At 72.3% G+C, this 9,409-nt stretch carries 10 protein-coding genes; 3 read left to right on the top strand and 7 right to left on the bottom strand.

The window, feature by feature from the left end:
- The 6 genes from ACX27O_RS27650 to ACX27O_RS27625 form a co-directional block, all read right to left on the bottom strand.
- On the bottom strand, positions 1–803 hold an 803-nt coding region (locus ACX27O_RS27650), incomplete at its 3' end, for a non-reducing end alpha-L-arabinofuranosidase family hydrolase (RefSeq protein WP_458940323.1).
- Between the two features lie 185 nt (positions 804–988).
- Positions 989–2,071, bottom strand: coding sequence for a hypothetical protein (locus tag ACX27O_RS27645; RefSeq protein ID WP_156057257.1), 1,083 nt, complete (start codon positions 2,069–2,071; stop codon positions 989–991).
- Positions 2,072–2,128: 57 nt separating this feature from the next.
- Positions 2,129–2,572, bottom strand: a complete 444-nt coding sequence (locus tag ACX27O_RS27640; protein WP_030328221.1) for an OsmC family protein — start codon at positions 2,570–2,572, stop codon at positions 2,129–2,131.
- 25 nt (positions 2,573–2,597) lie between these two features.
- Entirely contained in the window at positions 2,598–4,340 is a 1,743-nt protein-coding gene (locus ACX27O_RS27635) for a multicopper oxidase family protein (RefSeq protein WP_030328223.1), read from the bottom strand.
- Positions 4,337–4,786: a DUF6220 domain-containing protein gene (locus ACX27O_RS27630; protein ID WP_030328225.1), complete on the bottom strand. Its 450-nt coding sequence runs from the start codon at positions 4,784–4,786 to the stop codon at positions 4,337–4,339. The genes ACX27O_RS27635 and ACX27O_RS27630 overlap by 4 nt, the downstream gene beginning before the upstream one ends.
- Before the next feature lie 10 nt (positions 4,787–4,796).
- Entirely contained in the window at positions 4,797–5,786 is a 990-nt protein-coding gene (locus ACX27O_RS27625; protein WP_458940322.1) for a carboxymuconolactone decarboxylase family protein, read from the bottom strand.
- A 144-nt stretch (positions 5,787–5,930) separates the two neighbouring features.
- On the opposite strand from ACX27O_RS27625, the gene ACX27O_RS27620 reads away from it, so the two are divergent.
- The 3 genes from ACX27O_RS27620 (at position 5,931) to ACX27O_RS27610 (ending at position 8,614) form a co-directional block, all read left to right on the top strand.
- Positions 5,931–7,061, top strand: coding sequence for a sensor histidine kinase (locus tag ACX27O_RS27620; RefSeq protein ID WP_247675502.1), 1,131 nt, complete (start codon positions 5,931–5,933; stop codon positions 7,059–7,061).
- A gap of 70 nt (positions 7,062–7,131) precedes the next feature.
- Positions 7,132–7,794 (top strand): response regulator, encoded by a 663-nt coding sequence (locus ACX27O_RS27615; protein ID WP_030328231.1) that lies wholly within the window; start codon positions 7,132–7,134, stop codon positions 7,792–7,794.
- Between the two features lie 106 nt (positions 7,795–7,900).
- Positions 7,901–8,614 (top strand): hypothetical protein, encoded by a 714-nt coding sequence (locus tag ACX27O_RS27610; RefSeq protein ID WP_030328233.1) that lies wholly within the window; start codon positions 7,901–7,903, stop codon positions 8,612–8,614.
- A 13-nt stretch (positions 8,615–8,627) separates the two neighbouring features.
- Here ACX27O_RS27610 and ACX27O_RS27605 read toward each other — a convergent pair whose 3' ends face one another.
- Entirely contained in the window at positions 8,628–9,398 is a 771-nt protein-coding gene (locus ACX27O_RS27605) for a class I SAM-dependent methyltransferase (RefSeq protein WP_358130118.1), read from the bottom strand.
- Positions 9,399–9,409 lie beyond the last annotated feature (11 nt).

Here is a 9,409-nt window from a genome sequence, read left to right as displayed (position 1 = left end):
AACGCCGGCCCACCCCACTGATACGCCAACACCCAGATGTTGCGCGGCGCGAAGTAGAACAACGACGGCGCCACCGTCGCCGAGTTCATCGCGTTCTGACTCGCCGAACCCATCTGCGAGTAATTCGAGAAAAGGCCGAAGTTCATTGAGCCCCACCGGGTCCCGGTGTCGTGGGTGGTGGCGTACACGAGCTGCTGGCCGTTGTAGGGGGCGACGGTGAAGTCCTTCAACGACACCCAACCCGACCTCGGCTGCGCCAACGCACCCGTCGACGACCACCGGTACGACGAGGGCAGGTCACACGTCTGGGTCGGCGGTGGAGTCGTCGGCGGCGGGTCGGTGGGTGGCGGGTCGGTCGGCGGCGGGGTGGTCGGCGGGGTCGTCGTGCCACCGGTGCAGGTGACGCCGTTGAGAGCGAAGCTCGTCGGGTTGGGGTTGCTGCTCGTCCAGGACCCGTTGAACCCGAACGACACAGTGCCGTTGGTCGGGACCGACCCGTTGTAGCTCACGTTCCTCGCCGTCACCGCTGACCCGCTCTGCGTCAGCGATGTGTTCCAGGCCTGCGTCACCGTCTGCCCGGCACCGTAGGACCAGGTCAACGTCCAGCTGCTCAACGGATCACCCAGGTTGGTGATCGCCACGTTGGCGCCGAAGCCGCCCTGCCACTGCGACGACACGGCGTAGCTCACCGAACAACCCTCGGCCGCAGCGCCGGCCGGCAGCGCGGCGACGACTGTCGACGACACCAGTAAACCGACGCCGGCCACAACCAGACCGGCATTGGTGGCTCTGGATCTGGTCATATTGCACCCTCCTCGCGGGACGGCGGCCTACCCGGTGGTGATGGTCGCTGCTCAGTGACTGAATGTGAGCGTTAACAGGCCGCGTCGGGTATGTTACGGGAGCGCTCCCATACCATCAACAACATCTATGCCTGCTTCTCGTTCACCGCCGACTTTCCCGTTGCGCGGACCCGGAGCGGCGCTCCTCAGCCGACAGTGAGGGTGAGCACCCCGAACTGACCGCTGCGCTGCACGTAGTGCGGCAGATAGAACTTCCACGTCACCGTCAGCTCGCGCCCGGCCCGCATCGAGGCCGGCACCTCGGCGACCATCTCGAACACCGCCGTGCCGCCGGCCGGGATCTGCGTGAGCGGGCGGCAGTTCAGCCGGTACAGCTGGGCCGAGTTCACCGCGTCGTTCGTCGCGTCGCCGAGCGAGAACCGTTCCATCAGGTAGGCCGGGCAGGGGTCCAACGCGAGGGGACCGTCGGTCGGGTTGCCGAGGGTCACCCGGAAGGAGACCCGCGAACCGGCGGCGGCGGTTGGCGGCCCCTGAACAGCGACGGTGAGCTGGTCGAGCGGCGAGGACGGAGGCTTCGACATCGCCACCGGCTCGGTGAACCCACTGGCGGACAACGTCGCCCGGGCGCGAGGGTTGACCCCCTCCCCCTGCGGACAGCCCGGGCGCTCATCGGCGGTGACCGGCGCGCGCAGGGTGCCCCCGTCGTGCGGCAGCTCGATCGCGAGCTCGAACAGCCCGAGGGGCTGGCAGAACGGCCCGGACCAGTCCAGGCGCAGGCTGGCGTGGCCACCGGCCGGCACGGCAACGACCCGGGAGCGGCCCTCCTCGTTGATGCCGTGGGTGTAGAGCATCGGGACCTCGCGGCCGCCGACGAGCATCCTGGTGGGCACCTCGCCCTGCAGCGTGCACTCCTTCTTCGACGCGTTCCGCACGTCCACTTCGCCGATGAGCTTGCCGATGGCGGCGTCGAAGCCGCGAGGCTTCTCACCGCCGGTGCCCGGCCGGGTCCAGCTGGTGAGCCGGCCGGTCAGCTGCTCCGCACGGCACGGCTCGCTGCCGCGGGCCGGCCTCCTCGGCTCGGCGGGGCGGCCGTTGAGGTCCTCGTCGGTGATCTTCAGGTCGGCCCAGGGGACGCTGCCGTCGGCGAGCAGTTCGGTGGGCACCGGCTCCGCCTCCGTCGGGTCCGGCTGCCCCGGCCGGGCGTTCGGCTCGGCGCAGGCCACCGCCGCGGCGAGGACGATCAGCAGTGGCACAAGTAGTCGACGCATCCCGTCACCCTCACACGAACGACCGCACCGGACCTGAGTAGCCGGGCTCAGTGACGATCACTCCGCGGTGGGCGCGGACGACTCGACGATGGACACGGCAGTGCCGAGCTCGACGGTACGGGAGACGGTGCACAACCGGTCGTGCGACTGCTGCAGCGACCGGGGCAGCGCCGCACGGGCCTGGTCGCCGTCCGCGCCCTCCGGAAACGTCACGGTGAACTCGACCCGCAGGTTCTGCATCCGGTTGCCGCCCGCCTCGTCGCGGATCTTGTCACCGGTGACGGCGACGGTGAAACCGGTCGGCTCCGCACGGCGGCTGGTGATGTGGTCCACGTCCACAGCGGTGCAGCCGCCGATGGCGGCCAACAGCAGCTCCACCGGCGTGAAACTGCCGTCCTTACCCGTGCCCAGCGACACCGACCCGCCACGGACGTTCCGCACGACGTAGTTGCCCAGGCTGGAGCGCTCGATCGCCACCGAGCGGAAGGTGTCCTCAGTCATGGCTGAAACCTACCGGCATCCGTGATCAGGAGTACATGAGATGCAGCGTCATCCCGGCATCGGCGTGCGCCAGGTTGTGGCAGTGGTTGGCCCACATCCCGGGGTTGTCGGCCCGGAACGCCACCTTCCACACCTCGCCCGGACGGACGTCGAACGAGTCCAGCCACAGCGGGCTGCCGACCGCCGGCTCGCCGTCGCGGGCCAGCACCAGGACGTGGTGGCCGTGCAGGTGCCACGGGTGCACCACCTGCGACCGGTTGACGATGGTGAACAGCACGACGTCGCCCCGGCGTACGACCTGCGGTGGGATGTCCGGGTCGGCCGCGCCGTTGACGGTGTGGGCGTAGCGCGGCAGCAATCCGCGCAGGTCGAGGCCGCGGTCGAGAACGAGGGTGAACGTCCGGTCGAACCGGGGCCAGGGCACCGCCGCGGTAGCGCCGTAGCCGAGCGGATCGAGCACCGGCCAGGCGCCGGTCGCCGTCGACACCGGGCCGGTCGAGTAGACCGCCCGTCCGTCGACGAACAGCGACACCGGGGTCGCCGGCGCGGTGAAGACCAGGTCGTAGCGGCCCCCGGCGGGGATCAGCACGGCGGTGTCCACCAGCGGTGTCGGGCCCCGCAGGTCGACGCCGTCGATCGCGGCCACCAGGAACGCGGTCCCCGCCAGGGCGTACCGGTGCGTGGTGCTGTCGGTGTTGATCAGCCGCAACCGCACCGGCACGCCGGCCTCCACCCGCTGCACTGTCGGCGCGGGCAGCGGACGCCCCGCCAGGGTGTGCACCGGCACCGTGACGTCGAGGCCGCTGACCGACCCCGGTCGCACCACCAGCACACCGTAGAGACCCATCCGGACGCCGACATCGGAGGCCGAGTGCGTGTGGTACCAGTACGTTCCGGCCTGGTCGGCGCGGAACCGGTAGACGAACTCCTGCCCGGGTCGCACCGCCGCCTGGGTCACCCCGGGCACCCCGTCCTGGTCGTTCGGCACGTCGTACCCGTGCCAGTGCAGCGTGACGCCGCGCCCGATGTCCCGGTTGCGCAGCGTCACCTCCAGGATGTCGCCGACGGTGGCGGTCAACTCCGGTCCGGGTACCTGCGCGTTGAACGCCCACGCCGCCACGTCCCGGCCGCCCGCGTTCACAGTGGCGGTCCCGGCCGTCAGGGTGAACCGTCTGGTGGGTTCGGCGGAGATCCGGGTCGCCGCCGGAAAGCCATGATCGTGCGGTACGGCGGGGGCGGTCTCCGGGGCGACGGTCAGCCCGGTTCCGGTGACCAGCGCCGCGACCGCCACCGCGACCGCCACCCGGGACACCGGCCGCGACGGGCGCGCGCCGAGGGCACGCCCCGAGATCACCGTCGCCGCGACGACCCCGGCGACCGCGAGCAGCCCCGCCCCCGCCGACGCCGGATAGCCGTGCAGGACCGTCACGAGCAGGGCGCTGCCCGTGGCGTACCCGGCGAAGAGCAGCGCAAGCGCGACGGCCCGGACGTCACCCCGGGCCCGCAACAGCCGCGGACCGGCGACGGCCACCGCCGCGAGCGACAGGGGGGCGGCGATGAGAACCTTCTCCGCGGCGAACCACCAGCCGGCGCGGGCCAGGGCGGTGATCGTGATCGCGCGGGCGAGCGTCGCGACCAGCGCGACCGCCGCCAGTCCCAGTGCGAGCGGGCGGCGTCGCGCGACGGACGCGGCACCACCACCCAACCAGGCGCCGGCCGCGAGGACCGCGATCACGAGGTCGACCGCGAGCAGCGACCCGGTGCTCACGCCGGCTCCACTTCCCGGGCGGGAACCCCGGCCTCGGCCGGCACCAGGCCGGCCAGCTTCCGGGCCGCCCGGTGGACGCCGACCACGACGTGCACCGCGATGATTCCGTTGAGCGCGTGCAGCCCGCCGATGGTGAGGCCGAGCGGAGTGCTGACGCCCGACGCGTCGGCGAACCCGTTGGCGAGCATGGCGATGAGCGGTTGGAGGACGACGAGGCCGACCGGCAGCACCGCCAGCCCGATGAGCCGGCCCGGCGCCTTCGCCAGCGCGGCGAACAGGACGGTGAGCAGTGTGAGAACCGGGATGACCGCCATGCCGTTGACGCTGTGCAACGCGTACGCGCCGTCGCCGGCCGGCTTCGTGAACCCGCCCACCGCGGCGAAGATGAACTGAAGGGCGAACGCGACGAGCGTCAGCGCGCTGATGACGACGAGAGCCTTGCGCATGGAATACCTCCTAGAGGTGCGCCGAGGCGAGAGCCCGGGCGACATGATCGGTGGCCGTGATCGCCCCGTACGCGACCAGCCGCACGAGGTCGGCGTCGGCCGGGTGGGAGAGCCGCCACAGCGCGACGTCGCCCGGGCTGATCGCGCTCGGAGCGAACGCCGCCAGCAACGCGATCCGCGTCCCGATGCGGTCCGTGCCCGGCACGTCCCGCACCAGGTCGACGGCCCAGTCCGCGGGCCGGGCCGGGAACCGCCCGTCCTCCCAGCGCACGGTCGCCGTGACGGTCTCGCGCGCCACCTCGCCCAGCAGCTCCCCACCACGGTTGGCGGCGTCGCGCAACGACGCGTAGGCGACACCCACCGGGCTGTCCCCCGCCCAGGCCGGCGCCGCCGTCGCGTCGGCGTCGAGCAGCGGGAGGCTCCGGCCGGGTTCCTTCGGCTCCCGGGCCGCCCTGGCGTAGAGCCGGCCTCCGACCGAGCGCACCAGTGGGGAGCGTTGCAGGCCGCCGGGGAGCAGATCGGGGTCGAGCAACGCCGAGACGACCCGGTTGATGAAGTGGAACACCAGCAGGGTGCCGGTGATCTCCACCCGGTACGGGCTGGTCCAGTCGGCGGCTCTGGGACTGCGGCTGGCCTGTGCCCACTCGACGAGCCGGGTGTGTTCCGGCTCGGGTGGCGTCTCACCCCGGGCAACGGCCTCGGCGAGCTTCGACGCGCCCAGCGCGTGCAGCAGCAGCACGTGGGCGTCGACGCAGAACTGACAGCGGTTGGCCCGGGACACGACGGTCGCGACGAGTTCCCGTTCGACCCGGGAAGCGTCGCCGGCGAGCAGCGCCTCCCGCATCAACGCCCAGGTCGCGGCCAGCACCTCCGGCACCGCCGACAGCGCCTGGAAGGTCGGCAACGGCCCGAGGAAGTCGTCGCGCAACTGTTGGTAGACCGCCGCGGTGAGGCCGGTGGCCGCCCTCGTCGGCGTGGGGGTGAAGAAGCGGTATGTCATGGGCTCGATGCTTGTTGCGGCAGACCGGGAAAGCGTCGTTCCGGCGCAGACACTTGCCGGGTCGCCGATACCGCGTCCGTGGTACGCGGCAGGTACCACGCTCGCGGGATGCTGCACCGGCGGCGGCCGTTCTACAGTGCGACAATGCGCCGCGACCTCCCGTACGCCCTCGGCGGTCTCGCCCTCGGCGTCCTCCTGCTCGGCAACGCCGCGCTCACCCCGGACGCCGCGACGGTCGAGGTGCTCGACGTCGCCCTGGTCCTGGCCATGGCGGTGGCCCTGGCGGCGTGCCGGCGCTACCCGGTGGTGGCGCTGGGCGTGGTCACCGTCGCCATGCTGGCCGTTCACCTCCGGGTGCACCCCGGGGTGTCCGCCGCGTTCCCCGTTCTCGGCGCGGTGTACCTCGCCGCCTGGCAGGGGCACCGGTCGGCCGCCGTCCTGGCCAGCGTCGTCTTCCTCGGTGGCTTCCTGGCCCGCGACGTCTCGGTGGCACCGCCCGGCCAGCCGGGGCAGGTGATCCTCGAACGGACGGCCCTGCTGTTCGGCTGGTTCGTGGCCGCCAACGTCGCCGGGCTCGTCGGACGGCAGCGTCGGGCGTACCTGGAGCAGGTCGAGCAGCGGGCAGTCGAAGCCGAACGCACCCGCGAGGAGATGGCGTTGCGGCGTGCCGGGGAGGAGCGGCTGCGCATCGCCCGCGACCTGCACGACTCGCTGACCCACAGCATCTCGGTGATCAAGGTGCAGGCCGGGATCGCCGTGCACCTGGCCCGCAAACACGGCGAGGCGCCGTCGGCCGCCCTGCTGGCGATCCAGGAGGCCAGCGGCGCTGCCATGCGGGAACTCCGGACCACCCTCGACGTCCTGCGCGCGCCCACCGACGCCGATCGCGTCGGGCTGGCCCGGGTGGACGAGCTGGCCCAGCGGACCCGGGCGGTCGGCGTACCGGTGCAGGTGACCGTCACCGGTCAGCGCGGGGACCTGCCCGACGAGGTCGACCAGGCCGGATACCGGGTCATCCAGGAGGCACTGACCAACGTGGCCCGCCACGCCGGCCCCGCGACCGCGCACATCCAGGTGGAGTACGCCCCGGCGGGGCTCACCGTCGCGGTCACCGACGACGGTCGGGCGTCACCGGGCCAGCCGCTGACCCCGGGCGTGGGTCTGCGGGGCATGCGGGAGCGGGTCAGCGCACTGGGCGGCACCCTGCGGGCCGCCGCGCACGACGACCACGGGTTCACCGTGCGGGCCACCTTCCCGTTGGACGGCCCGCGGTGACCGGCCGATCGAGCCAGGCCCGAGCGAGCCGGGCCGGAGCGCGCGGCACCCGCCGGCCGCCGGGGCCGCGATGATCAGGGTGCTGCTCGCCGACGACCAGGCGCTGATGCGAGCCGGCTTCCGGGCACTGCTCGACGCCGAGGACCACCTGGAGGTCGTCGGCGAGGCGACCGACGGCAGCTCGGCCGTCCACCTGTCGCGACGCCTGCGCCCGGACGTCGTCCTGATGGACGTGCAGATGCCCGGTCTCGACGGCATCGAGGCCACCCGGCGCATCGCCGCCGATCCCGACCTCGCCGGCATCCGGGTTCTCATCCTGACCAACTACGGGCTCGACTCCTACGTCTTCGCCGCCCTGCGGGCGGGCGCCAGCGGCTTCCTCCTCAAGGACGCCGACCCCGCCGACCTGCTGCACGCCGTCGCCGTCGTCGCGCGCGGGGACGCGCTGCTCGCGCCGACCGTCACGCGCACGCTGATCAGTGAGTTCGTGGCCGGCCCACCGCCGGCCGAGCCGACGGCCGGCCGCGACGTGCTGACCGCCCGGGAGCAGGAGATCGTCGAGCTGGTCGCCCGTGGGTTGACCAACGACGAGATCGCCGCGCGCATGGTGATCAGTCCGCTGACCGCCAAGACACACGTCAACCGGGCGATGACGAAGCTGCACTGCCGCGACCGGGCCCAACTGGTCGTGTGGGCGTACGAGTCGGGGCTGATCACGCCCCGTCGCCGGTGAGCGCCGTCCCGGACAGCGGAGTCGATCAACCCCCTTGGCGACACCGGGAAGAGGCGACGCACTAGCATTGCCGCCGTCCGCGACGGCTCTGCTGAATCGAGGCGACATGCGTTGGCTCCGTCGGTTGCTGGGCGGTAGGCGGGTCCAGCTCGACCCGGGACGCCAGCAGGCGCTGCTGCACGACGTCCAGTCCCGGTACGGCTCCCACGCGCGGATCCGGTTCAACGACCAGGTCGAGGCGCTCACCGGTTCGCTGGACAGCGACGACGGCCTGGTGGTGGCGACCCGGATCGTGAGTCAGGTCGCCGACGAGGCCCATGTGGACCTTCAGGCCCAGGCCCAGGAGATCCACCGGCGGACGGGCCGGCGGCTGCTGGTGCACCGCCGCAACTACCGGCCGCTGTGGAAGGAGGCGGGCCCGGCCCTGCGCTGGCCGCTGTTCGCGCTGCCGTGCGGCTTCCACCCGTACGCGCAGGTGGCGGCCGCCGTCACGGTGGTCGGCAGCCGGGCGCCCCGGCTCGACCGGGTGACCGACCCGAACCCGTTGCTGACCCGCGTGTTCGAGGTGCTCGACCTCACCACCTCCGGCTGGGAGTACGGCCGGGTGCGGGTGGACACCGACGCCGCCGCCCTGGCCGATCGCCTGATCTCCAGCGCCGGGCGGGTCCTGGTGGCCATGGACGACCCGCCGCGACTGCCACCTGCCGTCCGTGAGCTGATGCGTCGCAACAACACCGTCGCCGTGCACGATCCGGCCGGTCCACGGACGGTCGGCGGGATCAACCTGGGTGCGCGGATGCGCGAGGAGTTCCTGGTCTGACCGCCCGGTGGTGCTACCGCTCGGTGCGTCGACGCGCGAGGTGCACGACGATGTCGGCGCTGAGCTCGACAGTCTCGGGCAGGATCTGCTCGATCTGGCGGAAGAGCCGCCCCTGCGCCTCGCTCGGCAGTTCGAGGTACGCCGAGACCGTCGACAGGTAGCCGACGTAGTCGCGCGCGCTCATCGTCAGACGCCGCCCGATCACGCTCTGCTGGACATCGGTGAACCATTCGGAGCGGCGCAGTTCGGTGCCCGGCCACTGCATGGCCTCTTCCGGGGGCGTGCCGTCGGGAGACGGGATCTCGTCGCTGTCCAGGAACGGTGCCCGGACGGCGCGGACGGCGTCCGCCACGGCCGGGTCGGTCAGCTGGACCGGTCCGCCGAACGAGGCGAACACGCCGCCCGGTTCCAGCAGCGCCGCCATCCGCGACCAGCGACCCTCCGGTCTCGTCCAGTGCAGTGCCGCCGCCACGTAGACCAGGTCGTACCTCGCCGCGCCCGGCCGTAGGTCCTCGAACGCGGCGGGTACGGTCCGAACGTCGGCGGGCACGTGCTGGCGCAGCTCGGCGATCATGGCCCCGTCCGGCTCGGTCGCGGTGACAGTGACCTCCCGGGCGGTGAACAGCCGGGTCGCCTTGCCGGTGCCGGCACCGATCTCCAGGGCCGTTCGGATCGGCCGACCCGCGTACGTCGACACCAGGTCGACAAGCTCGACGGGGTACCCCGGTCGGTACCGCTCGTACCGTTTCGCCACCATCCCGAAGCTCAGCGCCCGAGCAGACATGCCGACGATCC

The organism is Micromonospora sp. SD19 (assembly GCF_054462275.1).
The sequence above is the reverse complement of the archived record's forward strand: the minus strand, read 5'-3'. Positions and strand labels throughout refer to the sequence as shown.

Coding starts and splice junctions, on each gene's coding strand:
- ACX27O_RS27645 (WP_156057257.1), bottom strand. CDS start 2,071: ATGCGTCGACTACTTGTGCCACTGCTGATCGTCCTCGCCGCGGCGGTG.
- ACX27O_RS27640 (WP_030328221.1), bottom strand. CDS start 2,572: ATGACTGAGGACACCTTCCGCTCGGTGGCGATCGAGCGCTCCAGCCTG.
- ACX27O_RS27630 (WP_030328225.1), bottom strand. CDS start 4,786: ATGCGCAAGGCTCTCGTCGTCATCAGCGCGCTGACGCTCGTCGCGTTC.
- ACX27O_RS27625 (WP_458940322.1), bottom strand. CDS start 5,786: ATGACATACCGCTTCTTCACCCCCACGCCGACGAGGGCGGCCACCGGC.
- ACX27O_RS27620 (WP_247675502.1), top strand. CDS start 5,931: ATGCGCCGCGACCTCCCGTACGCCCTCGGCGGTCTCGCCCTCGGCGTC.
- ACX27O_RS27615 (WP_030328231.1), top strand. CDS start 7,132: ATGATCAGGGTGCTGCTCGCCGACGACCAGGCGCTGATGCGAGCCGGC.
- ACX27O_RS27610 (WP_030328233.1), top strand. CDS start 7,901: ATGCGTTGGCTCCGTCGGTTGCTGGGCGGTAGGCGGGTCCAGCTCGAC.
- ACX27O_RS27605 (WP_358130118.1), bottom strand. CDS start 9,398: ATGTCTGCTCGGGCGCTGAGCTTCGGGATGGTGGCGAAACGGTACGAG.